Source organism: Pseudomonas sp. 22515 (assembly GCF_052044625.1).
GTDB classification, from domain to species: Bacteria; Pseudomonadota; Gammaproteobacteria; order Pseudomonadales; family Pseudomonadaceae; genus Aquipseudomonas; species Aquipseudomonas alloputida.
This window is the reverse complement of sequence record NZ_JBQENN010000031.1, coordinates 30,625-56,149: the sequence shown is the minus strand read 5'-3', so window position 1 is coordinate 56,149 and position 25,525 is coordinate 30,625. Positions and strand designations below refer to the sequence as shown.

Here is a 25,525-nt window from a genome sequence, read left to right as displayed (position 1 = left end):
CGCATTCCCTGTGGGGCAACTGTCTTGCTCAATTTCTAATAGCTGGCGCGATCCCTGTGGGAGCGGCCTGGCGTCGCGAAAGGGCCGCGCAGCNCTTTCGCGACACAAGGCTCCACACACTTGCAATGCATGGCCTTCAGACAGGCATAAAAAAACCCGCCAGAAGGCGGGTTTTTTTGAAAGCTAGGAAGCTAGATCGACTTAGGCGATCTGAACTTCTTCAGCCTGCATGCCTTTCTGGCCGCGGGTAGCGACGAAAGTAACAGCCTGGCCTTCTTTCAGGGTTTTGAAGCCGTCAGCTTGGATGGCTTTGAAGTGCACGAACAGGTCATCGCCCGACTGAGGGGTGATGAAGCCGTAGCCTTTCTCATCGTTGAACCACTTAACAACACCGGATTGACGGTTGGACATTTTTCTGTCTCCTTGGACAATTTGATAACGGTCAGGAAAAACCCTGCCCGGGACTGAGCGCAAAGAGAGCAGAAAATTCAGCGATGGGCCGATCAGGATCGTGCATCAAACTAGAGATTCTCGGTGTCACGTGCAGCACAGTGGCAACACCTTACCCCACTTTCCGCAACCTGCCAATGGTCAGAAGACGCTTTAGGCAAATTCGGATCGGCGGCGGCTGCAGCCCCCACCCGGCGCGGGATGTGGGATGGAACTTTAACCTGGGCGCCGGGACCGGTAATATGCGCGTCACGATTTTCACCTCGCAACTCTTCAGGACACCCCGCCATGAGCATCAAATCGGACAAGTGGATTCGCCGCATGGCGCAGGAACACGGCATGATCGAGCCGTTCGTCGAGCGCCAGGTGCGCGGCGAGCAGGACAACCGCGTGATCTCCTTCGGCGTCTCCAGCTACGGATACGACGTACGCTGCGCCGACGAATTCAAGGTGTTCACCAACATCAACTCGGCCACCGTCGACCCGAAAAATTTCGATGCTGGCAGCTTCGTCGATATCAAGAGCGATGTGTGCATCATCCCGCCAAACTCTTTCGCCCTGGCGCGTACTGTCGAATATTTCCGCATTCCCCGTGACGTGCTGACCATTTGCCTGGGCAAGAGCACCTACGCCCGTTGCGGCATCATCGTCAACGTCACGCCGCTCGAGCCCGAGTGGGAAGGCCACGTGACGTTGGAGTTCTCCAACACCACCACGCTGCCGGCGAAGATCTACGCCAACGAAGGCGTGGCGCAGATGCTGTTCTTGCAGTCCGACGAAGAGTGCGAAGTGTCGTACAAGGACCGTGGCGGCAAATACCAGGGCCAGCGCGGCGTCACGCTGCCGCGTACCTGAGCCGACAAGCGCGGGGAATTACCCGCGCCTTTGGCACTCCAACGAAGTAACGCCGGTGTGCATGATGTACATCGGCTTTCGTCAGGAGCAGCCAATGAAACTCCATCCCGCAATCAGTGCCAAGCTGGCAGGCCTGCAGCCCAATCACGTAGGGTTGTTGCCCTGGTCACTGCTGGCGCACCCGCTGCCCATGCAAGCGGGGGGCGTGCCCCATCAACCTGACCCCGATACCCCGCAACCGCCGGAACCCGGTGAGACGCCTCCCATGGAGCCGGGTGAACCGACCTTGCCGGACGAGCCGCCTCCCGCCCCTGTCGCTTAAGCGTCGCTAAAGCGGCCAGACGCGGTCAGCGCCAGCCAGGTACAGCCGGCTGGCGCTGGCGGGGGTGATTTCCCACCCTCCGGTGAACTCACCGAATGCAGGTAGCAGGCTGACTTGCTCATCGATCACGAAGCAAGGCAGGCGCAAGCGCTGACGGGCCTTGCCGCGCAGGACGAAGACGGGGTGTACGTGGCCCGCCAGTACCGGGTGTGTGTGGTGGGGCTGTGGCTCGTGCTGCAGGGCAAAGGGCTCCAGAACCCAAGGCTCGTCCACGACCTGAATATCGAGCGAGGCGGGTGGATCGCCGGCGTTGCGGTCATGATTGCCGCGTATCAGCACTATTTTCAGTTCTTTGTGCCGCTTGCGCCAATCATCCACTTTGGCCAGCGTTGCCGGTGCACGGGCCGTGCGGGCATGCAAAAAGTCGCCCAGGATGATCAGTTGCTCACAGTCATGGGCGGCCAGCAGGCGATCGAGCCTGGCGAGTGTCGCCTCAGTCGTTCCACGTGGCACGGGTTGATGCAGGGCGCGGTAGCTGGCGGCCTTTCCGATGTGCACGTCGGCCACCAGCAAGGCGCGGCGGGCGGGCCAGTAGATGGCTTTGTCGGCAAGCAGCCAGAGCGCCTGCCCCCGGTGTTCGATGGGTTGGTAATTCATCCCGCGTTCGCCGCTTGTTCCAGTTCCGCCACCATCCGCGCAATGCGGTCTGCCAGCTTCTCGGTGCTCAATGTCTCGCGCATGCCTTCCACCAACAAGGCAAACGCCAGTGGCCCTGGCCGCTTCAACGCCCGCAGGTCCAGTTGCAACTCACTCATTTTCAGCAGTTGCCGATGCAGCCGTTCGATTTCCAGCTCTTCGCTCAATACTTCATCCCGCGCCTGGCCAAGCAGCAAATTCCCCGCGTCGTGCTTGCGAAACACCTCATAGAACAGCCCGCTGGAGGCCTGGATTTGCCGCGTGCTCTTCTGCGCGGCGGGATAGCCACCAAACACCAGGCCGGCAATCTGGGCAATTTCACGAAAGCGCCGCAGTGCCATTTCCCCGGCATTCAGGCTGGCCAGCACATCTTCCAGCAGGTCCGTGGTGCCGAGCGCTTGTGGCAAGTGCCTGGCCCAGTCCACCTGGGCAGGGCTGAGGAGTTCGAATCCGTAGTCATTGACGGCAATCGATACCGACAGTGGTTGTGCGCGGCTAACCCGCCAGGCAATCAGATTGGCCAAGCCCAGGTTGGCCATGCGCCCCGCAAAGGGATACAGGAACAGGTGCCAGCCCTGGCGGGATTTGAAGGTCTCGGCCAGCAGTGTGCCTGTGGTGGGTAAGGCTGACCACTGCGCCTGAAGCGCAAGCAGCGGGCGTACTGCCCGCATTTCCGGCCCGTCAAAGCGTTCATGGGCGGCAGCATCGAGCTGCTCGACCAGCGCCTCGGCCAGTTCGCTCGAGAGCGGCATGCGCCCGCCGTTCCAGCGCGCTACCGCAGCCTTTCGCGCCGTGCTGCGACGCACATAGGCCGTCATGTTTTCCACGCGCACCAGCTCCAGTACCCGCCCGGCAAATACCAGCGTATCGCCGGGGCGCAGGCGGGCGATGAACGCTTCTTCAACACTGCCCAGCGTTTTCCCGCCGCCGCCCTTGCTCCAGTATTTCAGTTGCAGGTTGGCATCGCTGACGATAGTGCCGATGCCCATGCGGTGGCGCCGTGCCAAGCGTTCGCTGGTAACCCGATAAACACCGTCGGCCTGGCGCTCGACGCGCTGGTAGTCCGGGTAGGCGGTCAGTGAGCTGCCGCCGTGGCAGACGAAGTCCAGCGCCCATTGCCATTGGCTGTCGCGCAACTGGCGAAAGGCCCAGGTGCTGCGCACTTCGGCGAGCAGTTGCTCCGGGCGAAAGCCGCTGCCCAAGGCCATGCTGACCAGATGCTGTACCAGCACGTCCATGCACAGGCGCGGTGAAAAGCGGGCTTCGATGTGGCCGGCTATCAGCGCCTGCCGGGCCGCCGCCGCTTCCACCAGTTCCAGGCTATGGGTGGGCACCAGGGTGACCCTGGAGCGCCGCCCAGGCGCGTGTCCTGAGCGACCCGCCCGCTGCATCAGGCGGGCGATGCCCTTGGCCGAGCCGATTTGCAGCACCCGTTCCACGGGCAGAAAGTCCACGCCCAGGTCCAGGCTGGAGGTGCAGATCACCGCCTTGAGGCTGCCTTGCTTGAGGCTGCGCTCGACCCAGTCGCGGGTATCGCGGGCCAGCGAGGCGTGGTGCAGGGCGATCAGCCCGGCCCAGTCCGGGCGGGCCTCAAGCAGGGCCTGATACCAGATTTCTGCCTGGGCGCGGGTGTTGGTGAACACCAGGCTACTGGCACTGGCATCGATCTCGTGACAGACCTGGTCGAGCATCTTCAGGCCCATGTGTCCAGCCCAAGGGAAGCGCTCGATCGCTGTTGGCAGCAGGGTGTCGACTTGCAGTGCCTTGTCTTGCCGGCCTCGCACCAGCAGGCCGCCCTGGGGCAGCAAGACATCCCGTGCGTGTTGCAGATTGCCGAGCGTTGCCGACAAGCCCCAGGTCGGTAGGCCTGGGTGCCAATGCCGCAGGCGCGCCAAGGCCAGCTGCAGTTGTACCCCGCGCTTGTTGCCAAGCAGCTCGTGCCATTCATCCACTACCACCAGTTGCAGCGTGGCGAAATCCTCATGTGCCTGTGCCCGGGTCAGCAGCAGGGTCAGGCTTTCGGGGGTGGTGATCAGCACACTGGGTAGCCGCCGGGCCTGTCGGGCGCGCTCGGCACTGTGGGTGTCGCCGCTGCGCACCCCTACGCTCCAAGGCAGCTGGAGTTCATCAAGCGGCGCTTGCAACGCACGTGCGGTGTCGGCGGCCAGGGCACGCATGGGCGTCACCCACACCACCTGTATGGGGGCCAAGTGGCGGCCCTGGGGCCTGGGCTTGAACGCACGTAGTGCAGCGAGCCAGACCGCATAGGTCTTGCCGGCACCGGTACTGGCATGCAGCAAACCGGACTCGCCCCGTTCGACGGCAGCCCATACGCGCCGTTGGAAAGCGAAGGGCTTCCAGCCGCGCTTGGCAAACCAGGCATTGGCGAGGTCGGTAGCAGCAGGCATGAGGCAGATGGCCCTCCGAAGGCTGTGCTTCTACAGACCACTTGCCGGCTGCAATGGTTTTACCGGATCAATTGGCCAACAGGTAGCCGCTGCGGCATACCTGTTCGCCGGCCACATGGGCGATGACCATGCCAGCCGTGGCCATGCGCCGTACGCTACGCGCATACAGCAGGCCTGGCTGGCTGTTGCGCAGGGCGGTGACTCGGTCACTGAGTGGGTCGATGACTTCGGCAATCAGTTGGCCGGCCTCCAGGTGCTGGCCCGGTTTGGCGTGGTAAACCAGCAACCCACCCAGTGGCGTTGCCACGGGTTCCACCGCGGCCAACGGCGTGGCGTGGCGTAACAGCGCGGGCAGAGCGGCGCTGGTGCCTTCGATGACACCTGCATGGGTCAGGAAGTCGAGGATCGCCTGGCAGTCCTTGCTGGCCAGATCATGGCTGACATCCGCCTGGCCACGCAGCTCGACGGTGACCGAGCAGCAGCCCAGCGGAATCGGGAAGCGTTTGCCGAAACGTTGCTGCAATTGCCACCAGACCAGGCTGAAACATTCATCGAACGACTGCCCGCCCGAGTCCGTTGCCAGCAGGCTGGCCTGGGCGCCCAGGTAACGGGCCAAGGGTTCGATCTGGGGCCAGGCATCGGGGGTGGTGTACAGGTGCTCGACTGCTTCGAAGTCGCAGTGCAGGTCCAGCACCATATCGGCATCGCAGGCCAGGCGCTGCAGTATCAGGCGCTGGGCCTGCAGGGGTGTGCGAGCCGGGTGTGCGTCCAGGCCGCGGCGCAGGTATTCGCGGATCAGTGCAAGGTTGTGCGTCGGGTCCTGGGTGAGGTGTTCTTCGATCAGGTCGCCGATGCTGTCCGACAGGTCGACGAAGTTGCGGTTGAAGTTCTCGCCGCTTTGCAGTTCAAAACGCCCCAATGGCGCATCCAGCAGCACTTGCTCCAGGCCCACCGGGTTGGCCACCGGCACCAGAATGATCTCGCGCTGCAGTCGGCCTTGCTGTTCCAGCTCGACCAGACGGCGCTTGAGGTGCCAGGCTACCAGCATGCCCGGTAGCTCGTCGGCGTGCAGTGAGGCCTGTATATAGACTTTGCCACCACTGCGGGGGCCGAAGTGGAAACTGTGCAGTTGGCGGGTGATGCCCGGTACGGGGGAGAGCAGGTCATGGGTTGAATGGTGCATGTTGGTCCTGGCTGCGTGGCGAAAACGGTCTGCGACACGGGTCGGCTCAAAAATAGAAGCATAGTTTCAGCGAATGCGCCTCATCCTGCAGCAGTCGGGCATCGCAAACTTTTTCAGGCCAGTAGCGCCTGCAAGGCGGCCAGGTCATCTGCCTCCTCCACCGGCTTGTCCAGCCGCCAGCGCAGCATGCGCGGAAAGCGCACGGCGATACCGCTTTTGTGGCGCCGGGACAGGGCGATGCCTTCGAAGCCCAGCTCAAACACCAACGTTGGGGTCACACTGCGCACCGGCCCGAACGTTTCCACCGTGGTCTTGCGGATGATGGCGTCGACCTTGCGCATTTCTTCGTCACTGAGCCCTGAATAGGCCTTGGCAAAGGGCACCAACGCCCGACCTGGGGTGCCTGCCGGTGCATCCCATACGGCAAAGGTGTAGTCGCTGTACAGACTGGCCCTGCGGCCGTGGCCCCGTTGGGCATAGATCAGCACCGCATCGACGCTGAACGGGTCGATCTTCCACTTCCACCAAATGCCCATGTCCTTGGTGCGCCCCACGCCGTACAGGGCCTCGCGCTGCTTCAGCATCAGCCCTTCCACGCCCAGGCTGCGTGACTGTTCGCGCTGGCGGGCAAGGTCGGCCCAGTCCGGGCCTTGCAGCAAAGGCGACAACAGCACGGGGGCAAGTGGGTGTTCATCCACCAGGCGTTCCAGCTGGCTTCGGCGTTCGTGCTGCGGTCGGCTGCGCCAGTCATCGCCCTGCCACTCCAACAGGTCGTAGGCCTGCAACACCACCGGCGCATCGTTCAGCAGCTTTTTGCCCAGCGTTTTGCGACCGATACGCTGTTGCAGCAAGGCAAAAGGCTGCACGGCCAGTTCCGCCTCGGTTTCACCAGGTTTCCAGACCAGGATCTCGCCATCGAGCACCACGCCATCGGGCAACGTCTGTGCCAGGCCGTGCAGTTCGGGGAAACGCTCGGTAACCAGTTCTTCGCCGCGTGACCACACCCACAGCTGGCCATCGCGCTTCACCACTTGCGCCCGAATGCCGTCCCACTTCCATTCGATTTGCCAATCGCTTGGTGGCCCGAGCAGGGTATCGAATTGATCGCTGGACACTTGCAGCGGATGGGCCAGGAAGAAAGGGTAGGGCTGGCCGCCACGCTGGTTGTGTTCATCGGCGGACTCTGGGGCGATCAGCCTCTGGTAACTGGCTGCAGTCGGGCGATGGCCTATATCGGTGTAGCCGACCAGGCGCTGGGCCACGCGTTTGGCGTCCAGCCCGGCCAGTTGCGCCAGGGCGCGGGTGACCAACAGCTTTGACACGCCCACGCGAAAGCTGCCAGTGATCAGTTTCAGGCATAGCATCAGGCTGGCGCGGTCCAACCGGGCCCAGAGCGGCGGCAGGCGCTGGCGGACTTGCTCAGGCGCCAGCCCGCGCAGGGGCAGCAAATGCTGTTCCACCCAGGTGGCCAGGCCTTCCTCGTTGCCATCGGGGTGCAGCGGCAGCAGCAGCGAAATGGTCTCGGCCAGGTCGCCCACGGCCTGATAGCTTTCTTCGAAAAGCCAGTCGGGCAGGCCAGCCAGTGCCGTTGCCAGTTCACGTAGAAGGCGGGTAGGCACCAGTTGGCGTGGGCGCCCGCCGGCCAGGAAATACACCGCCCAGGCAGCATCGTCGGCGGGCGCCATGTCAAAGTAGTCGCGCAGTGCCTCGAGCTTGGCATTGCTGGAGGTGGTCGCGTCCAGGCGCAGGAACAGCGTAGCGAAGGCTTTCATGGCGAGGGGGCGGTGTTGGGCACATCGTCTTCGTCGCCATACTCGGTGACAAAGGCGCGGGCATCCAGGCCTTGTTCGGTGAGGTAGCGCACCAGTACCTCGACCGAGCCGTGAGTGACCATCACCCGTTGGGCACCGGTCTGGCCAATGGCCCAGAGCAGGCCGGGCCAGTCGGCGTGGTCGGACAGCACAAAGCCCCGGTCCACGCCGCGCCGTCGGCGGGCGCCGCGTAGCAGCATCCAGCCGCTGGCGAAGGCATCACTGTAATCGCCAAAACGGCGCATCCAGCTACTCCCGCCGGCTGATGGGGGCGCCAGGACCAGTGCCTGGCGCAGCAGAGGATCGTTGCGCGGTATATCGCCTGCGTAGCGGGTTTCCGGCAGGCGGATACCGGCATCCCGATACACCCGGTTGAGCGGCTCCATGGCGCCATGCACGAGGATCGGGCCGATGCTGGCATCCAGCCCATGCAGAATCCGCTGGGCCTTTCCGAAGGCATAGCAGAACAGCACGCTGGCCTTGCCCTGTTCACGGTTGGCCCGCCACCAGGCATTGATGCTGGCGAAGATCTCGCTTTGACTTGGCCAGCGGTAGATCGGCAGGCCGAAGGTCGACTCGGTGATGAAGGTGTGGCACGCCACCGGTTCGAAGGGCGTACAGGTGCCATCGGGTTCTACCTTGTAGTCACCGGATGCAACCCAGACTTCACCTCGATACTCCAGGCGCACCTGTGCCGAACCCAGCACGTGCCCGGCTGGGTGCAGGCTCAACGTCACGCCTTGGTGCAGCAGGCGCTCACCGTAGGGCAGGGTCTGCAAATGGATGTCCTGGCCCAGGCGGCTGCGCAGAATGCCGGCACCGGGGCTGGCGGTCAGATAATGGCCATTGCCGGTGCGTGCGTGGTCGCCGTGGCCGTGGGTAATGACAGCCCGGTCCACGGGCCGCCAGGGGTCGATGTAGAAATCTCCGGGCGGGCAGTACAGGCCTTCGGGGCGGGCGATGACAAGGTCCATGGCACGGGCACTGGTTCTGGGGTTATCCGTTAAGAGGCATGGTGCCAGACGTTAGTTCGGATGGATTTGGGAGGGCGCTGCTGAAAAACTTCATCAAGCCCCCTCATGCCCCCTGAAGAATGCCGTTACCGCCCCGGTACCAATGTAAGCCGCTGGTTGCCATACGCCCTGCCGAAATTCTGCTGTTGCAGTGGCAGGCTCATGAAGCGCCCTTTGAACCAGGCATCCAGCCCGTCGCGGTAATGCGCGCTGGCCGGGTTGCCGGACTGGCCGCTGCTGGTCAGTATCTGCAACGGTTCGGCCTGGCCGAAGTCGACGATCATCCGTGCCGAGGCTGGCAGATGCGTGTCGAAGTCGCTGCCCCAGGCGAATGGTGTGAGGGCCAGGGTAGTGAAGTCGCCGCCTGCGGCAAGCGGCGCACGGCTGATCGCATCCCCCAGGCCATGGTAGGCCGGTGCCGGCCAGCGGTACTGGTGCAGCTGGCCCCACTGCCAGGTGCGTCGGTCGGCACCCAGCTGCGCGATCCCGGCCTCCATTGCGCCCGCCAGGCTGCGGGCGAGGATGGCGGGCTTGTCTTCTTTTTGCGGCGTGTTGCGGTCATCCCAGAAGGGGCTGTCATCGCGGCCCAGCAGATGATCGGCCTGCGCCGAGAACGACAAACGTGCATTGCTGACGAATGCCTGCCACGCCGGGCCGGCCTCCGGGCCCAGGTCATCGAGGAAGGTCTGGCGAGCGACCTCCTGCAAGAACAACTCGTACAGCGCGGCATCGGCCGACACCGGGCTCAGGCGGCCATCGAAGGCCTTGAGACGGGCCAGCGTGTCGCGGGCCTTGTCGCGCTGCCCGGCGGGGAGGGCGTCGATCGCCTGCTTCAGTGGCTGGGCCATGCCGGGTGCGTTGAACATCTGCTTGAGCTTGTTGGCCAGCAGGGTCACTTGGTCGTTCTGCAGGGCCATCAGGCTGCGACTGTCGTGGCGACCGTTGCCGGCCAGTTCTGCCAGGCGTTCGGCACGTTCGGGGTAGTACCAGGTGCTGGACAGCTGCATGCCATAGCCGCGCGGCAGGCTGCGCTGGTTGGCGTGGCCGATCCAGCCTGCGGGCGGGTCCTGGTCGTACGGGTGCAGCATCGGGTCGGCATAGCCGTCCCAGTCGTAACGCCCGTCCCAGCCCGGCGAGGGCAGCAGGCCCTGGCCTTCGCGGCGATTGGGGTAGCGGCCACTGACTTGCCAGCCGATGTGCTCAGGCTCGGCGAAAACGAAGTTGACGGCAGCAGCCGTCACTTCACGTGTGCTGTCGAAGGCCCGCTCCACGTTCTTGGCCCGCGTCAGGTCGAACAGAGCATCCAGGCTGCGATCACCTTTGAATTGGGGCAGGTTCAGCGCCAGGCCCAGGCTGGCGTTTTCTGGCTGGGCCAGCAGGGTGCCGTGGCGGGTGTCGTACACCACTTCGCGCACGGGTCGCTGGCCACGTACAAAGTAGGTTTCGCTGCGGGCGCGGGCCGGCAGCCATTTACCATCGGCCAGGTAGCTCAGCTGATTGCCTTGGCGGCGCAGCTGCTCGAGGAACAGGTCCTGATTGTCGGCCATGACCGCGCTGCTGCTCCAGGCCAGCTTGCCATTGTAGCCGGCCAGCACAATTGGCAGGCCCGGCAATGACAGGCCGGCAACCTGGTACTTGCTGGTATTGATTTGTACCGGGCTCAAGGCCCAGGCGGCGTGGCTGTCGCTGGCCAGCAGGCTCTTGCCGCTGCGGCTGCGCTGCGGGCCCAGGGCCAGGTTGGCCGACCCCGGGCTACCGAGCAGGTCGAGGTCGGCGAGCTTCTGGCTGGCAGCTGCCAGGGCTGGCAGCCCCGGCAACTGGCTGGCCAGGTTCAGGCCCTTGAGCTTGTCCACTTCCATTTCGGCCAGCGGCTCGTCCGGGGCCCCGGGCAGCAACCAGGCCAGCTTGTCGCTACCGGCTTTCTGCGCCAGGGTCAGGGCGCTGAGTTCCTCTTGCAGGTTGACCGACTGGCTGAACGCGTACAGGCAGAAGATCAGCGCCGAGTCTTCAGGCTTCCAGTATTCGGGGCGATAGCCACTACTGGCCAGGCCTGCTGGCAGCTTGTCGCGGTAGCGGAACAGGTAGGCGTTGACCCCGCGCGCGTACACTTCGAAGAAGCGCTTGAGCCGTGGCGATGCGTCGGCGTATTGCTGGGCGGCACTTTGCTTGAGGTTGGCGGCGCGCATGAGGCGGTCGATATCCAGCGCCTCGCTGCCGGCCAGTTCGGCCAGACGGCCTTGGGCGAGCAGGCGCATGGCGACCATCTGTTCGATGCGGTCGCCGGCGTGCACATAGCCCAGGCTGAACAGCGCATCATGGAAGCTGCTGCTTTCGATCAGCGGCGCGCCCATGGCATTGCGCCGTACCGAAACATTCTGTGCCAGGCCTTTGAGCGGCTGCACGCCGCTGGTCGGTGGCACGCTATCCTGGTAGCCGCCCGTCTGGCAGCCGGCCAGCCCGAGCATGCCGAGCAGGGTGGCAGCGGTTGCAAACCGCAGGCGGAAGGGAGGAAAGGCGGGGGCGGCCATGGCAAGGGCTCCTGCAAGGCGAGGCTGGTTTGGAAAGGCGCTAAGGTAGTAAGCGCGCAGGCGCCATGCAAGGTCCCAGGTCGGTTTATTTGATCGCGTCGGGTCAAACCTCGAAGTGCTCGGCCAAGGCGTCGGAAAAATGCGTGCAATTGATGCGCGTGTAGCGTTGGTAGTCACGGCTCACCGCGAATGCAGAGCCCGGCATCAGCAGGATCTTGTGCTGCTCCAGTTTACGCATGAAAGGTTGCAGGTCGGGCAGGTCTGGGTGGTAGACCCAAAGGAACATACCCCCTTGCGGCGCAATATCGAACTGCCAGCCGCGCTCAAGCAGCAAGCGTTGGGTTTGCACTTGCTGGCGGATCAGGCGCTGCTGCACGTCTTTCATGTGCCGGGCATACGTGCCATCCGACAATATGGTGTTGACGAAGCGTTCGCAAAACGCGGGGACGGCGACGCAGGTCAGCAGTTTAAGGCGTGTGAGCGGTTCGATCAGGTCTTGCGAGCAGGCAATGAACCCCACGCGCAGCGATGCCGACAGGCATTTGGAGAAGCTGCCGATGTAGATAACCCGGTCAAGGTTGTCCAGCTCGGCAAAGGTCTGGCGCACAGCAGGGCTGAAGTCCCCATAGACATCGTCCTCGACCACGAAGAACTCGTGTTCCACCGCCAGGCGCAGGACGCTGAAGGCGTTGTGCGGGCTGATGTTGCTGCCGGTCGGGTTGTGGAAGGTGCTGTTGCAGAAAAACGCCTTGACCTTGTGCCTGGCCAGGTGGCTTCTCATTTCTTCCACATCTGGCCCGTCCTGGGTCCGCCGAATGCCGACGACGTGCCCGCCAGCCAGTTGGATCAGCTTGATCAGGTTGCCGTTGCCCGGCTCGTCGACGAAAACGTGGTCGCCCGGTTTGATCAGCAACCGTGCAACCAGGTCCAGGCCTTGCGTGGCACCCAGTGTGGTCAGCAGCTGGTTGGGCCGGGCTTCGACACGGGTCAGCCGTTTCATGTGCACGCACAGCTGTTTGCGCATGGGCAGGTACCCCTGGATGTCGCCGTACTCTGCCAGCGAGCTCTGCTCCAGTCGCGCTGTGCGACGAATTGCCTTGGCCAGCAGTTCGGTGTCGCGCCACGCGGGGGGCAGCCAGCCGCTGCCCAGCTTGGTGAAGTGCTGGCCGCCCTGCAGCAGCCGGAACAGGGGGTCGCCGGCCATGCATTCGGGTTCGTGGATCACGCTGGTCTGCCTGGCGCGGTTTGCCACGAAGTAGCCTCGCCCAGGTGATGCCGTCAATACCCCTTCGCTGACCAGCTGGGCATAGGCCGACACGACGTCGTGGTAACTGAAGTCCACAGCAGCGGTCAGCTTGCGGATGGAGGGCATGCGTTGCCCGGGCAACCACTCGCCTGCATCCAGGCGTTGTTTCAAAAGGTGATGAAGGCTGCAGGGGATCATGGCAGGTCCGAAACCGTTAGAAAAAAAAGCCTAACAGTTAACGGAAATGCTTGTCGACTGTTCGTTTGCAAATGGCCAGCACATGCCAATATCCCCGTGTCGGAACTTTCGGCTGCCAACAAAGGCGGCACTTTTAGCGTCTGTGCAGACCAGACAACTGGATATCAAGCCCATGCACCCTATGGACATGCAATCAGCCGTCATTGCCAGGCTTCCTGTCCCTGACGAACTGGAGTCATTCAAAGTTGTAAAGAATCTTGTGACCTCGGCGTTATTGGAATGTTGTTCAATCGTCGAGTTCGAAGCACTGAAAGAAACACCGGTCATTGAACGTGTGACTGAACAGGCACATGCCGATTTACAGGCATTTGCCATGAAAGATCCGGCTGCCGGCCGCGACCTGGTATTCATTGCAAAAACCTACACCTCTTATTCTGCGGTTTTGCATTATCGGCTTGCCCATTGGATCTACAACAATAGCGCCGCGACCTACGGCGCCGGCGGTCAATGCCTGGCCGCCATGATCTCCAGGCGCGGAAAAATGCTTTCGGGGGCGGAGATCCATTTCCGCAGCCGCATTGGTGCGCGCTTCATCATCGATCACGGCATGGGCACCGTCATTGGCGAAACGTCGACCATTGGTGACGACTGCTACGTGCTTGGCGGCGTAACCCTGGGCGCCCGCGGTATCAGTGACAACCCCTCGAGCCCCAGGCACCCGACGTTGGGTAACCGGGTACAGATCGGCGCTTTCGCCAGTGTGCTGGGCGCTATTCATGTCGGTGACGGTGCGTTTATCGGGCCGGGCTGCATTGTGACCAAAGACGTCCCAGCCGCTGCCCGGGTACAGGTTAAAACATCATTGCAGGTGGTATTGGAATCATGAACGCTCTGAACTATGAAGTTTTAAGAAATACCGAAAAACTGTATTACAAAGACCAGTACCTGGCGGGCGCGAATACGCAAGTAGCGCGGGTGCACAGTGACGGCATCGAGTTGCTGAGTACGGTGGCCTATCCAGAAGGGGGCGGCCAGGAAGCGGACTTCGGCACCATTGAATTACCGGTGGGTACCGTGCGATTCGTCTGGGTTAAAAAACTCTACGGTAGCCCTATTCGCCTGGACGGTTTCAAAGGCGGAAAACTGGGCGGCATTATTATTCACAGCCTGCACCCGGATGATTTACACCTGTTGGATGAAGTCACCGTGGGCATGCCGGCCCGCGTCACTATCGATATTGAACGGCGCGAACGGCTGACGTTGTCTCACAGTGCCAGCCACTTCCTGTATGCCGCCGCCATCGGGCTGCGTGAAGAACTGAAGCAATGGACTATCGGCTGCCATATCAAGGAGGACACGGCACGTTTCGACTTCCTGGTCGAGGACGCGTTCACGGCTGAAGACGTGCTTGAAATTGAACGACGGGCGAATGAACTGATTGGCTGCGATGCGCCGATCGAGCACTACGCGGTTCAAGGCCTGGAAGACGCGCGTTTGTGGACCTACGACGGCATCGAAATCCCGTGCGGTGGTACGCACCTCGATTCGCCTCGGCGCATCGGGCGTCTTAGCGTCAAGCGCAAACGCCTGGGTAAAGGCAAGGAACGGCTGATCTGCGTGTTCCCCGAGGCCGAAATCGACTTGTCCACTTATCACGAGCACGCACTATGAACAGCACGTTACCGCGGCGCACGTACCTGTACTTCACGGCACAGTCGATCAACCTGACGACTGCCGTGATGTCGGTGACGATGGCCGCCATTGTCGGGGCTGCGCTGGCGCCTGATGCCGCATGGTCCACGGTGCCGTACGGGTTCCAGTTTCTGTGCCTGATGTTGGCAACTTATCCGGTCTCCAAGCTGATGAGCCGCATCGGCCGTAAAAAGGCGTTCATGCTGGGCGCGATTCCCCTGGCGCTGTCTGGCGTCAGCGGCTTTCTGGCGGTGGAGCACCAGCATTTTTCAACGCTGGTCCTCAGCCACTCTGCATTGGGTGTGTACATCGCGTTCGCCAATTTCAACCGGTTCGCGGCAACCGACAATCTTTCCCAGGCCTTGAAGCCCAAGGCACTTTCGCTGGTCGTGGCGGGCGGGGTCATTGCTGCTGTCGTCGGGCCGACGCTTACCGAGTGGCTGCGTGACGTGGGTGGTTACCCCCTGTTTTCGCTGTGTTATGCCGCGTTTGTCGGCCTGGCGTTGCTTTCATTGTTGATTGCGCTGTGCCTGCCCAACGATGCCGGTAAGGCCAGCGCGGTCAACAGCGCAGCAAAGCCGGCCAGTGTCCGTGCCGAGCCGGCAGGCCCGAGCGTGGTTGTGGCAATGGCTGTCGCTGCGCTGGGCTACGGGATCATGAACCTGCTGATGATCCAGGCCTCGATGCACATGAAACACATGCACGAGGACTTCACTGACGTCCGCCTGGCGATCCAGTGGCATGTGATTGCCATGTTTGCCCCGTCGTTCTTCACCGGCGCCATCATCCAGCGGCTGGGTATCAAGACCACCATTTGCGCGGGCCTGGCCCTGTTGGTCGGTTGCTCGGCGATGAATATCTGGTCGCACAGCTACGCCATGATGACCCTGGCACTGATTGCCCTCGGGCTGGGCTGGAACCTCACTTACGTAGGCGGAGGTGCCTTGCTGGCCCAGTCACTGCAGAACAGCCCGGCAGCGATGCAGATGCAGGGCAAGAACGACCTGGCCATTGCCATTTTTGCCACCCTCGGCGCATTCAGCCCCTCGTTGTTGCTGAGCTCGGTTGGCTGGGACGGTACCAACGCCATCTGCATGGTCCTCTGCCTGGGGCTGCTGGTTGCCACTGCCGGCCTGCTGCAGAACAAGGTCGGCCTGCAAACGTCAATGGAAGGTAGCCGCAAATGAGCGAGCTCATCAGTGTCAGCGATCGTATCTACACCAAGCTGGAAATGAACAACCCGGGCGGTAGCCACAAATACCGGGCGGCGCGGCGGATCGTCGAACATGCCGTGCGCAAGGGTGAGATCATTCCCGGGGTGACGACCGTCATCGAAAAAACCGGTGGCAGCTTCGGCTTTGGCTTGCTGGCGGCCTGCCACAAGTACCAGGTCGCCGTAGAGCTGGCGGTCGGGCTGAGCTTCAGCCAGACCAAGCGGGATCTGCTGGAGTGTTTCGGTGCTCGGCTGATCGGCAAGGAAATGCTGATGGCCGGTGCCTCACCCAAGGACGTGGTGATGCATCACCTGGATAACCAGGCCGCGTTGGGTAAGTCATACTTCTACACCGACCAGTTCAACAACCCGGTGGGCATCGAGGCCCATCGTTATCAGACCGCCAGTGAACTGGCCCTGCAACTGACCAACGCCGGGGCAGGGCGGCAGATCCTGTTCGTGGGCTGTGCGGGTACTGGCGCCAGTTTCACGGGTATCACCCTGGGGCTGAAAGACCATGGCTTCGACGTGTCGACGGTGCTGGTCGACCCCAATGGCTGTGATTCGAGGGCTGGCGTGTTCGCCGATCATCGTTTTGAAGGCATGGCCGTGGGCGTTTGCCCGCCGTTCATGGACTGGTCGCTGGTGGACGAGCGGGCTCAGGTGCAACATGCAGAAATGCTCGCCGCACAGCGCTGGTTCTACATGCAGAGTGGCATTTTTGTCGGTAATACAGCCGCTGCCTGCCTGGCGGTTGCCCAGCGCATGGCCCAGCACCCGCGGTATGTCGAGACCACTCTGGTGACCATCGCCTATGATGCCGGCCTCTGGTATCAGGATCTGCTGGGGGCTAACCGGCGAAAGGCCGCGTAGCCACCTGTGTCAGGCCCATGGTCCAGAGGCTGGCACGCTACCTGGGGAGCGGGCAAGCACGCGAAGCATGCGACGCGGTGTATGGCACGGGCTTCGCCCGTGTTCGCGGGCGCGCCCGCTCCCACAGTGATCGCGCAATCGCTCAGATGTTGAATCGCGTCAGTCGATCAGGCGCCGTGGCACTTCTTGTACTTCTTCTCGCTACCGCACGGGCACGGGTCGTTGCGGCCAACGTCCTTCAGGGCGTTGCGCACCGGTTCTTGGGTGCCGTGGTTGCAGTGCGGGCCGTGTACATGGCCGTGGTCGTGGTGGTGATCATGGTCATGGTTGCAGTCAGGGCCATGAACGTGGGGTTGTTGGGACATTGCAGGGTTACTCCGGTATGTGATCGCCGGGGATTATCTCACCACTGCGCGAGATGTGCAGGTCCCGATGGATGAGCAACCCGGTCGCCAGTTCGCCCTGCAGGGTGTAATGCAGCGGCTGCTTGCTTCTGAGCAGCTTGGCCAGTGGCTTCAGGTGCTGCCACAGGTTGGTTCGTGCGGTGATCTTGAAAGTGCGCCGTGCATGCCCGCCCACGCTGCGCCATACGCTGGCTTCATCCTGCACCAGTAGCAGGTCATTGAGGCGTATTGCATACGACACGTTGCGAATGAACAGGCGGCTGTCATTGGGGTTGTCGACCCGCAGGTGCAGCACGAACTCCTGTTCCAGCAACCTGGCCTTGACCGTTTCGACCTCGACCAGATGCACTTCGGGCTCGCGCCAGTCCTCGCCCCAACTGGCACAGCCCGTCAGCCATGCCAGTAGCGCACCGAGCAGTAGCAGACGGGTGCGCTTGATCATGTTCAGTTCCCTACGTAGCTGGCGCAGCATTTCTTGAATTTGTGCCCGCTGGCGCAGGGGCAGGGGTCGTTGCGCCCGGCCTTCAACCCGACCGTTGGGTCGATGAAGTACCAGCGGCCGGCATGCTGGACGAACGCCGAGCGTTCGCGGTGCTGATGATCGCCGTCTTGGTCGTGCCAGCGTGCGGTGAAGGTGACGAAGCTGTGCTCGGGTTGGCCGCCCAGCACTTCTGCGCTTTCCACTTCCAGGCCCAGCCAGGTGCTCTGTGCACTCCAGTCGGCCATGGCAGCACGGTCCAGGCCGGCTTGCTGGGCCGGTAGGGTGGTGGCTACCAGGTAGTCGACAAGGCCCAGCACGTAGGCACTGTAGCGTGAGCGCATCAGGGCCTGGGCATCCGGTGCCGGGGTACCGGCATGGTAATGCCCGCAGCAGGCGTCAAGCAGGTTGCCACTGCCACAAGGGCAGACCGAGACACTCATCATCACCACCAGTACTTGCCGAAGTTTTCAGGGTTGGCCCAGAACCTGGCATTGAGCCAGTCCGGGACCTGCTTATAGTCATGTAGATCATAGGTGAACAGGCTCAAAACCTGTTGCTCACGGCAGAATTTCTCGCTGGCCGACATGGCCAGGGCAAAAAAGTCGGTGTCCTGCCAGCCGCAGGCAGCCAGGTCGGCCAGCACTGCAACCCGGCTGGCATTGAGGTTGCGAATACCGCCGAGCAGCTCCAGGCCGGTGCGCTTGGGCAAGTGTTCCAGGCAGTCCACCAGCACCGCCAGGTCAAAGCGCTTGGCGGCCAGTTCGGCCGGCAGCGGGCCAGGGGCGGCGGTGTCGATGGTCACCTGGGGGTGCGCCTGGGCGAAGGCGTCCAGCGCTGGAAAGCGCGTACCCACCAGCAGCAGCCGTTGTGGAGTGAAGCGCTCGAGCAGGGCTGCCAGGGCCTGTTGCGGGGTGCGTGTGGAGAAACCTTCGGTCATTGCCATTCCTCGTTCAAGTCATCCAAGACTAGCGGGCCGCGGCGTGCGGGCAAAGGGGCATGTGACCGTGTCGTAGCTTATTGCTGGCAGGGTTGGAATGCGCGGTCTTTACTCCCAGAGATCGGCCTTATGCCGATTCCCCCTAGGAGAAGCAATGAAATGAGCATAGTACGCACAGCGTTACCCCTGGTACTGCTCACCAGTGTGTTGACTGGTTGTGCAGGTTTGCAAAAAACCGACTGGCCGAAATGTGCCGCCGTCGGGGGTGTAGGCGGCGCCGCCCTGGGCGCCATCGAAAGCTCCAGCTGGGCTGGCTGGGGCGCGTTGCTGGGCGGTGGCCTGGCGGCGGGCTATTGCTGGGCCCATGGCGATGGCGACGAGGATGGCGACGGCGTGCCAGACAGCCGTGACAAGTGCCCTGGCACCCCGCGTGGTGTGCAGGTCGACGCCAACGGATGCCCGCCTGAGCCGGTTGCGGTGGTCGAAGAAGTGGTGGTGCAGAAGGAAGAAGTCATTGTCATCCGCGATGTGCACTTCGAGTTCGATTCTGCGCGCCTGACGGCCAGTGACAAAGAGCGCCTCAACACCATTGCCACGCGCCTGAAACAGGAAGCGCCCTCTGCCCGCCTTAGCGTCAGCGGCCATACCGACAGCGTCGGTTCCGACAGCTACAACCAGAAACTGTCCGAGCGACGTGCCCATTCGGTGACCGATTACCTGGTCGAGAGCGGTGTACCGCGCAGCAGCTTCGTTTCGGTGGTCGGCGCGGGTGAAACCCAGCCTGTGGCAGACAACGCCACGGCCGAAGGGCGTGCCATGAACCGTCGTACCGAGATCAAGATCCAGCGGTAAGACGGCGGGCGCCCGTGCCTCGAGCAGTGGCACGGGCGCGTCTTCATGCCGGCCAGCCGTTTGTGGCCAATGACACAGGAGCATTCAGCATGAGTGTGACGTCGAAGGCGGCACTGCCGCTGTTGGTGGCTGCCAGCCTGCTCGCGGGCTGCGCTACGCACAGCGATGGCAGCGCGCCCCTCAATCAAAGGACCTGGCCCATCTGTAGCCTGCTGGGCGGCTTGGTCGGTGGTGGCCTTGGGGCCATCGAGAGTTCTTCCTGGGCTGCCGGTGGCGGCGCCTTGGGTGCCATCGCCGGCGGGCTGATTTGTTACGCCCAGGACGGTGACGAAGATGGTGACGGCATTTTCGACCGGCGCGATCACTGCCCCGAGACCCCTGCCAACACGGCGGTCGACCACATGGGTTGCCCACTGAAGCAGTACCCGGCCGCGCCACCTGCCAGTGCACCCGAACCCTCGCCAGAGGTGATCACCCTCGATGACAACGGCGCGGTGATGTTCGCCTTCGACTCCGCCGAACTGACGCTGGCGGCCCAGCAACGCCTGCAAGGCCTGGTGGCGAAACTCAATTCACCGACGGTGACCAAGGTCCGTGTGATCGGGCACACCGACGGTGTGGGCTCCGACAGCTACAACCAGGCACTTTCCGAACGCCGCGCCAGCAGCGTTGCCGAGTACCTGATCGGCCAGGGCCTGGAGATGGGCAAGGTCACCAGCCAGGGCCGTGGGGAAAGCGAGCCGGTTACCGACAACGAAACCGAGGAGGGCCGCGCGCGCAACCGACGGGTGGAGCTGCACCTCAACTGAGTGGTGCTGGCGCCTGTCTTGGCCTTGCCGTTAATGTTGTTCGCACGGTTTGCTCGATCAGGCCACCTCGACATGACAACTCTCTATAGGGGCGTGGTATGAAGTTCATCCTGGGCCTGGGCAAGGTCCTGACGGTCGCTTTCTGGGGGGTGGTGCTGTTCAATCAGCTGATGCCACAACCCTTGCCCTTCAATCTGCTGATCAATGCCGCAGGCATCGTCTTGTTTGGCCTGCACCTGCTTGAAGTGCTGTTTTTCAATCGCAGCCTGCGCGGGCGCAGTCACCGCTGGTTTGACCGTTTGCAAATCCTGTTGACGGGTATCTTCCATGTCATGTCCATTCCCCGTCCGCGGGAGGCGCCGCGGGTGAACTGATCTTGCAGCGCCTCTGATGCTCACTGCGATCCCTTGCCAGGAGCGGGCTTGCCCACGAGCACCGGCAACGCCGGCGCCATGCACCGTGGCACCGGCTTCGCTGCAGGTTTCACGCAGCGCCTGTCAGATGACCAGTCGCGAACTGGCCACCGCCACCACTGCCAGCCCCAGCAGCAGATTGACACCCACCATCCGCCGAATGCGCCCCAGTACCGCCGCACCCGCCGGCCAGTCCTCGGCCTGCACCGCTGCCTTCAATTCCGGCAGCAGCAACGCCTGAATGCGCATGAACAAGGCAAACATGGCGATCCCGCCACCGATCATCACGTGCACGTACCGGGGCGCTGTCTCGAAACCGCTGAAGCGCATGTGCAACATGCCGATACCACTTATCGCCAAAATCGCCACCGCCAGCCAGACCCAGCCGAAGAAGCGTCGGAAAACTTCCACCCACAAGCGCAGGCGGGCAGGCCCTTCAAGGGCTGCAACCGTTGCCGGGCGCAGCACCAGCCAGGCGAAGAACATGCCGCCGACCCATACGAGTGCGGCCAGAACATGCAGGGTGTAGGGCAGGGCAAAGGCGAGCATTCGGATCTCCATGCGGCAGAAAGGGCAATAGCGGGGTATGATAGCCGCCCCATGCGAAACACTGAAAATATATCCAGCCCTCCGGGCGCCTGCAGACCATGATCAGCAACGAACTCAAAGCCACTATCCAGGGCGCCTATTCGCGTTTTCTCGAAGCCAAGAGCCTCAAGCCGCGCTATGGCCAGCGCCTGATGATCGCCGAAGTGGCCAAGGTGCTTGGCGACATTGCCTGCGACGATGAAGGCCGCCGCGCTGGCGAGCCTGCCGTGGTGGCCGTGGAAGCGGGCACCGGTACCGGCAAGACGGTAGCCTACAGCCTGGCAGCCATCCCGGCGGCCAAGGCCGCCGGCAAACGCCTGGTGATCGCCACGGCCACCGTGGCCCTGCAGGAACAGATCGTCTTCAAGGACCTGCCCGACCTGATGCGCAGCAGCGGCCTCAACTTCAGTTTCGCCCTGGCCAAGGGCCGTGGCCGCTATCTGTGCCTGTCCAAGCTCGACATCCTGTTGCAGGAAGGCCACGCCCAGTCAGCCACGGCTCAGTTGTTCGAGGAAGAAGGCTTCCGCATCGAAGTCGACGAGCGCAGCCAGAAGCTGTTCAACAGCATGATCGAGAAGCTTGCCGGCAACCGCTGGGACGGTGACCGTGACAGCTGGCCAGAGGCCCTGGAAGACCAGGACTGGGCACGGCTGACCACCGACCACAGCCAGTGCACCGGCCGCCACTGCCCCAACTTCCAGCAGTGCGTGTTCTACAAGGCCCGCGAAGGCATGGGCAAGGTCGATGTGATCGTCACCAACCACGACATGGTCCTGGCCGACCTGGCCCTGGGTGGCGGTGCGGTGTTACCCGACCCGCGCGATACCATGTACGTGTTCGACGAAGGCCATCATCTGCCAGACAAGGCCATCGGCCATTTCGCCCACTATTCGCGGCTGCGTTCCACCGCCGACTGGCTGGAACAGACCGCCAAGAACCTGACCAAATTGCTGGCCCAGCATCCGCTGCCCGGCGACCTGGGCAAGTACATCGAGCAGGTGCCGGAGCTGGCGCGAGAAGTACGCACCCAGCAGCAGTTCATGTTCACCCTTTGTGAACAGGTGGCTGACTTCCGTCCCAGCGAGGACACCGAAGGCCGTGAGCGCCCGCGTTACCGTTTCGAGGGTGGGGTGGTGCCGGAGCAGATTCGTGAAGTGGGCATCGAACTGAAAAAGGGCTTTGCCCGCCTCAACGATCTGTTCACCCGCCTGGCTGACCTGCTCAAGGAAGGCATGGACGGCGAGGTCAATATCGGCATCGCCAGCCACCAGGCCGAAGAGTGGTATCCGCTGTTCGGCAGCCTGGTCACCCGTGCCCAGGGTAACTGGGAGCTGTGGACGGCCTTCACCGCCGAAGACCCGGAAGACAGCCCGCCCATGGCGCGCTGGCTGACGTTGGCCGAAAGTGGCGCGCTGTTCGACATCGAAGTCAACGCCAGCCCCATCCTCGCCGCCGATATGCTGCGGCGCAGCCTGTGGAGCGTGGCCCACGGCGCGCTGGTGACCTCGGCGACATTGACCGCGCTGGGCAAGTTCGACCGTTTCCGCATGCGTTCGGGGTTGCCGCGCGACGCAGTCACCTGCGTGGTGCCCAGCCCGTTCGTGCATGGCGATGCCGGCCTGTTGCGGGTCCCCGACCTGCAGGCCGACCCACGCGATGCAGCAGCGCACACCGCGGCGATCATCCGCGAGCTGCCGAACATCGTCGAGGATGCCCGTGGCGCGCTGGTGTTGTTCTCGTCACGCAAGCAGATGCAGGATGTGTTTGATGGTCTGGACCGTGACTGGCGCAAGCTGGTGCTCATCCAGGGTAACCTTTCAAAGCAGGAAACCCTGAACAAGCACAAGGCGCGGGTCGACGATGGCCAGCACAGCGTGCTGTTTGGCCTGGCCAGCTTTGCCGAAGGTGTCGACCTGCCGGGTGCGTATTGCGAGCACGTGGTCATCGCCAAGATTCCCTTTGCTGTGCCCGACGACCCGGTCGAAGCTGCGCTGGCCGAGTGGATCGAGGCACGTGGCGGCAACCCGTTCATGGAAATTGCCGTGCCTGACGCCTCGTTGAAGCTGATCCAGGCCTGCGGCCGCCTTCTGCGTACCGAGCAGGATCGCGGCGTTATCACCTTGCTTGACCGGCGCTTGGTCACGCAGCGCTACGGCAAGGCTATTCTCAATGCGCTGCCGCCGTTCCGGCGGGAAATTTCCTGACCGCCGGAGCACTTGCGCCGGCGCATTGTCCATCACCCGTCTTGGGCCCATCAGGGTCCTGAAGGAGAGCCCCAGCCTTATGATCCGCCGCACCCTGCCCGCCGTATTCGCCTTGTTGTGCAGTTCGCCCTTGCTGGCCGGGCAGCAGACGCTGTTCAGCTTCGTGCGCCCGGCTTCGGTGGTCAATGTGGCGACGGTGGATGCCGGCATGCCGCAGTACAACGCGGAACAAACGGCCGAGGGCGAGGTGTTGCGGCGTGTGGTGTTCAACCCGGCCCAGCAGCCGACCCTGCGCCTGAGCCCGCAGAGCGGGGTGTGGGACTGGTCCGCCGGGCAGTTCCTGACCTTGCGCCTGCAAAGTGCCATGGATTGGGCATTGACCGTGGATGTCACCGTGCAAGGCAGCGATGGCCGCACCTTGACCAGCCGTATCGACCTGCCCGCGGGTCCCGCACAAACCGTGCTGGTGCCCCTGACGGCCAGTTCGCCGTTGGACCAGGGCATGCGCGCCGGCCCACCGATGCCCTGGAACCATGGTGGTCAGCGCCTTCTTTTGACCAGCAGTGCCGGTGCAATCGACCTCAAACAGGTGACCTCGGTCAGCTTGAGCATCCCCAGCCCCAAGGTGGCGCAGAGCCTGCTGATCGAGCGTGTCGGTATCCAGGATGACAACCAGGCGTACAGGGCGGCTTACCACGAGCTGATTGATGCTTATGGCCAGTCGACTCGCGGTAACTGGCCCGAGAAGGTATCCAGTGACGAGCAGCTCAAGGCGGCCGATACCCGTGAACAGCAACAGCTCAAGGGCTGGTTGGCAGAGCGTGGCAAGCAGCGATTGGACGCTTACGGTGGCCTGGTGGGCGGGCCGGCCTTTGCAGCCAAGGGCTTCTTTCGCACTGAAAAGCGTGATGGCCGCTGGTACCTGGTAACGCCGGATGGGCACCCGTTCTATTCTCTGGGGGTGAACGCCGTGGCGGCAGACGGCGGGCGTACGTATGTCGCCGGGCGCGAAGGCATGTTCAAGGCCTTGCCCGCTGAGGGCGATGCATTGGCGGCGTTCTATGGCGAAAGCAACAACGACGATGGCAATGCCTCGTCGCAAGGGCGCAATTTCAAGCAGGGGCGCTGGTTCGACTTCTACGCCGCCAACCTGCAGCGTACTTATGGCAAACCCTGCCCGCCCGCAGTGGAGGGCCAGCCAGCCGATTGCGCGCCGCCGTTGCTGGATGCCGACCGCTGGCAGGCGCATGCGCTTGATCGCCTTCAGGCCTGGGGGTTCAACACCGTTGGCAACTGGAGCGAGCCGGCGCTTGGTCAAGCCAGACGCATGCCGTATACCTTGCCGCTGTCGATCGTAGGCGACTACGCCAGCATCAGCACTGGCATGGACTGGTGGGGCCGCATGCCCGACCCGTTCGACCCGCGTTTTGCCATGGCCACCGAGCGTGCCGTGGCCATCGCCGCGCGTGATCACCGTGACGACCCTTGGCTCATCGGTTACTTCGCAGATAACGAACTGGCCTGGGCAGCCCCTGGAAGCGACCCCAAGAGCCGCTATGGCCTGGCCTACGGCACCTTGCGCCTGACCACCGACGTGCCAGCCAAACGCGCATTCCTCAAGCAGTTGCGCGACAAGTATCGCAACCAGGAAGGGTTGTCCAAGGCCTGGGGCATCGAACTGACCGCCTGGGAACTCATGGAAGATCCTGGCTTCGAGGCGCCGTTGCCTGACCCGGAACACCCGGAAATCGAACGGGACTACCAGCACTTCCAGCGGGTATTTGCCGAGACCTACTTCAAGACCATTTCCGATTCGTTGAAGTGGCATGCGCCCAATCACATGCTCCTGGGTGGCCGCTATGCGGTCAGCACACCGGAGGCGGTCAAGGCCTGCGCCGAGTTCTGCGATGTTCTGAGCTTCAACTTCTATACCCTCAAGCCACAGGACGGCTACGACTTTGTCCGCCTGGCGGAGCTGGACAAGCCGGTGCTGGTGTCCGAGTTCCAGTTCGGCTCGCGTGATCGCGGGCCGTTCTGGCCGGGGCCATTGGAGCTGGCGCGGGAAGAGGATCGCGGCCCGGCCTATGCAAACTTCCTCAAGGCCGCCATGGCGCAGCCGATGATCGTTGGCGCGCACTGGTTCCAGTACCTCGACCAACCGGCCAGCGGTCGCCTGCTCGATGGTGAGAACGGCCACCTCGGGTTGGTGGCGATTACCGATATGCCCTATCCAGGGTTTGTCGATGCCGTGCGCAAAAGCAATCTGCAAACCATGAACCAACTGCGTGCCGAGCTGGAAAAACCGGCCCCCTGAGATCAGGCAGATGCAGTCAACCCAGGTGAGAGCGG

At 63.0% G+C, this 25,525-nt stretch carries 24 protein-coding genes; 11 read left to right on the top strand and 13 right to left on the bottom strand.

The features are described 5' to 3' along the window. Positions 1-201 precede the first annotated feature (201 nt). Positions 202-411 carry a cold-shock protein gene (locus ACTJJN_RS23470; protein WP_003254922.1) on the bottom strand — a complete coding sequence of 70 codons (210 nt, stop codon included), beginning with the start codon at positions 409-411 and terminating at the stop codon, positions 202-204. A 327-nt stretch (positions 412-738) separates the two neighbouring features. Here ACTJJN_RS23470 and dcd point away from each other — a divergent pair, with 327 nt between their 5' ends. Both dcd and ACTJJN_RS23460 read left to right on the top strand, forming a co-directional pair. Beyond that, the gene (dcd, locus tag ACTJJN_RS23465) at positions 739-1,305 is read left to right on the top strand and encodes a dCTP deaminase (RefSeq protein WP_003254920.1); all 567 of its coding nucleotides are present in this window, start codon (positions 739-741) and stop codon (positions 1,303-1,305) included. Positions 1,306-1,399: 94 nt separating this feature from the next. Then, positions 1,400-1,627, top strand: a complete 228-nt coding sequence (locus tag ACTJJN_RS23460; RefSeq protein WP_003254918.1) for a hypothetical protein — start codon at positions 1,400-1,402, stop codon at positions 1,625-1,627. Between the two features lie 6 nt (positions 1,628-1,633). On the opposite strand, the gene pdeM is transcribed toward ACTJJN_RS23460, so the two are convergent. From pdeM to ACTJJN_RS23425, 7 genes are all read right to left on the bottom strand, one after another. Beyond that, the gene (gene pdeM, locus ACTJJN_RS23455; RefSeq protein WP_014755524.1) at positions 1,634-2,284 is read right to left on the bottom strand and encodes a ligase-associated DNA damage response endonuclease PdeM; all 651 of its coding nucleotides are present in this window, start codon (positions 2,282-2,284) and stop codon (positions 1,634-1,636) included. Further along, positions 2,281-4,731 carry a ligase-associated DNA damage response DEXH box helicase gene (locus tag ACTJJN_RS23450; RefSeq protein WP_014755525.1) on the bottom strand — a complete coding sequence of 817 codons (2,451 nt, stop codon included), beginning with the start codon at positions 4,729-4,731 and terminating at the stop codon, positions 2,281-2,283. The genes pdeM and ACTJJN_RS23450 overlap by 4 nt, the downstream gene beginning before the upstream one ends. Positions 4,732-4,798: 67 nt before the next feature. Beyond that, positions 4,799-5,914, bottom strand: coding sequence for a succinylglutamate desuccinylase/aspartoacylase family protein (locus ACTJJN_RS23445; RefSeq protein WP_003254913.1), 1,116 nt, complete (start codon positions 5,912-5,914; stop codon positions 4,799-4,801). A gap of 113 nt (positions 5,915-6,027) precedes the next feature. Then, complete coding sequence (locus tag ACTJJN_RS23440; RefSeq protein WP_014755526.1) at positions 6,028-7,686, bottom strand: ATP-dependent DNA ligase; 1,659 nt, start codon at positions 7,684-7,686, stop codon at positions 6,028-6,030. After that, positions 7,683-8,699, bottom strand: a complete 1,017-nt coding sequence (locus ACTJJN_RS23435; protein ID WP_014755527.1) for a ligase-associated DNA damage response exonuclease — start codon at positions 8,697-8,699, stop codon at positions 7,683-7,685. The genes ACTJJN_RS23440 and ACTJJN_RS23435 overlap by 4 nt, the downstream gene beginning before the upstream one ends. A 125-nt stretch (positions 8,700-8,824) precedes the next feature. Beyond that, positions 8,825-11,266 carry a penicillin acylase family protein gene (locus ACTJJN_RS23430; protein ID WP_014755528.1) on the bottom strand — a complete coding sequence of 814 codons (2,442 nt, stop codon included), beginning with the start codon at positions 11,264-11,266 and terminating at the stop codon, positions 8,825-8,827. A 103-nt stretch (positions 11,267-11,369) separates the two neighbouring features. Further along, positions 11,370-12,710, bottom strand: coding sequence for an aminotransferase-like domain-containing protein (locus ACTJJN_RS23425; protein WP_012051411.1), 1,341 nt, complete (start codon positions 12,708-12,710; stop codon positions 11,370-11,372). A 172-nt stretch (positions 12,711-12,882) separates the two neighbouring features. Here ACTJJN_RS23425 and ACTJJN_RS23420 point away from each other — a divergent pair, with 172 nt between their 5' ends. Genes ACTJJN_RS23420 through ACTJJN_RS23405 form a run of 4 tightly spaced genes read left to right on the top strand, consistent with a single transcriptional unit; the run spans position 12,883 to position 16,488 of the window. Next, the gene (locus tag ACTJJN_RS23420) at positions 12,883-13,596 is read left to right on the top strand and encodes a serine O-acetyltransferase (RefSeq protein ID WP_003254905.1); all 714 of its coding nucleotides are present in this window, start codon (positions 12,883-12,885) and stop codon (positions 13,594-13,596) included. Further along, positions 13,593-14,381: an alanyl-tRNA editing protein gene (locus tag ACTJJN_RS23415; protein WP_004576216.1), complete on the top strand. Its 789-nt coding sequence runs from the start codon at positions 13,593-13,595 to the stop codon at positions 14,379-14,381. The genes ACTJJN_RS23420 and ACTJJN_RS23415 overlap by 4 nt, the downstream gene beginning before the upstream one ends. Beyond that, positions 14,378-15,589: an MFS transporter gene (locus ACTJJN_RS23410; protein WP_017148136.1), complete on the top strand. Its 1,212-nt coding sequence runs from the start codon at positions 14,378-14,380 to the stop codon at positions 15,587-15,589. The genes ACTJJN_RS23415 and ACTJJN_RS23410 overlap by 4 nt, the downstream gene beginning before the upstream one ends. Continuing rightward, complete coding sequence (locus ACTJJN_RS23405) at positions 15,586-16,488, top strand: pyridoxal-phosphate dependent enzyme (RefSeq protein WP_012051414.1); 903 nt, start codon at positions 15,586-15,588, stop codon at positions 16,486-16,488. The genes ACTJJN_RS23410 and ACTJJN_RS23405 overlap by 4 nt, the downstream gene beginning before the upstream one ends. 167 nt (positions 16,489-16,655) lie before the next feature. Here ACTJJN_RS23405 and ACTJJN_RS23400 read toward each other — a convergent pair whose 3' ends face one another. The 4 genes from ACTJJN_RS23400 to ACTJJN_RS23385 are packed head-to-tail and all read right to left on the bottom strand — an operon-like array spanning position 16,656 to position 18,310. Continuing rightward, entirely contained in the window at positions 16,656-16,853 is a 198-nt protein-coding gene (locus tag ACTJJN_RS23400) for an SEC-C metal-binding domain-containing protein (RefSeq protein ID WP_012051415.1), read from the bottom strand. Between the two features lie 7 nt (positions 16,854-16,860). Continuing rightward, a complete protein-coding gene (locus ACTJJN_RS23395; protein ID WP_017148137.1) occupies positions 16,861-17,334 on the bottom strand; it encodes an LEA type 2 family protein in 474 nt (157 codons plus the stop codon). A gap of 2 nt (positions 17,335-17,336) precedes the next feature. Next, complete coding sequence (locus tag ACTJJN_RS23390) at positions 17,337-17,813, bottom strand: YchJ family protein (RefSeq protein ID WP_003254897.1); 477 nt, start codon at positions 17,811-17,813, stop codon at positions 17,337-17,339. A gap of 2 nt (positions 17,814-17,815) precedes the next feature. Continuing rightward, a complete protein-coding gene (locus ACTJJN_RS23385) occupies positions 17,816-18,310 on the bottom strand; it encodes a DUF6231 family protein (protein WP_017148138.1) in 495 nt (164 codons plus the stop codon). Positions 18,311-18,469: 159 nt separating this feature from the next. On the opposite strand from ACTJJN_RS23385, the gene ACTJJN_RS23380 reads away from it, so the two are divergent. The 3 genes from ACTJJN_RS23380 to ACTJJN_RS23370 all read left to right on the top strand — a co-directional run bounded on the left by ACTJJN_RS23380 (position 18,470) and on the right by ACTJJN_RS23370 (position 20,345). After that, positions 18,470-19,162: an OmpA family protein gene (locus ACTJJN_RS23380; protein ID WP_010952284.1), complete on the top strand. Its 693-nt coding sequence runs from the start codon at positions 18,470-18,472 to the stop codon at positions 19,160-19,162. A gap of 89 nt (positions 19,163-19,251) precedes the next feature. Further along, positions 19,252-19,971, top strand: a complete 720-nt coding sequence (locus ACTJJN_RS23375; protein WP_012051417.1) for an OmpA family protein — start codon at positions 19,252-19,254, stop codon at positions 19,969-19,971. Positions 19,972-20,069: 98 nt separating this feature from the next. Next, complete coding sequence (locus ACTJJN_RS23370; protein WP_003254892.1) at positions 20,070-20,345, top strand: DUF1145 domain-containing protein; 276 nt, start codon at positions 20,070-20,072, stop codon at positions 20,343-20,345. A 123-nt stretch (positions 20,346-20,468) separates the two neighbouring features. Here ACTJJN_RS23370 and ACTJJN_RS23365 read toward each other — a convergent pair whose 3' ends face one another. Beyond that, positions 20,469-20,933 carry a CopD family protein gene (locus ACTJJN_RS23365; protein ID WP_012051418.1) on the bottom strand — a complete coding sequence of 155 codons (465 nt, stop codon included), beginning with the start codon at positions 20,931-20,933 and terminating at the stop codon, positions 20,469-20,471. A 98-nt stretch (positions 20,934-21,031) separates the two neighbouring features. Between ACTJJN_RS23365 and dinG the strand changes: the two genes are divergently transcribed. Both dinG and ACTJJN_RS23355 read left to right on the top strand, forming a co-directional pair. Next, on the top strand, positions 21,032-23,176 hold the full coding sequence (gene dinG / locus ACTJJN_RS23360) for an ATP-dependent DNA helicase DinG (protein ID WP_003254889.1): 2,145 nt from the start codon (positions 21,032-21,034) through the stop codon (positions 23,174-23,176). A 79-nt stretch (positions 23,177-23,255) separates the two neighbouring features. Next, complete coding sequence (locus tag ACTJJN_RS23355; RefSeq protein WP_014755536.1) at positions 23,256-25,490, top strand: beta-galactosidase; 2,235 nt, start codon at positions 23,256-23,258, stop codon at positions 25,488-25,490. The last annotated feature ends 35 nt before the right edge of the window (positions 25,491-25,525 follow it).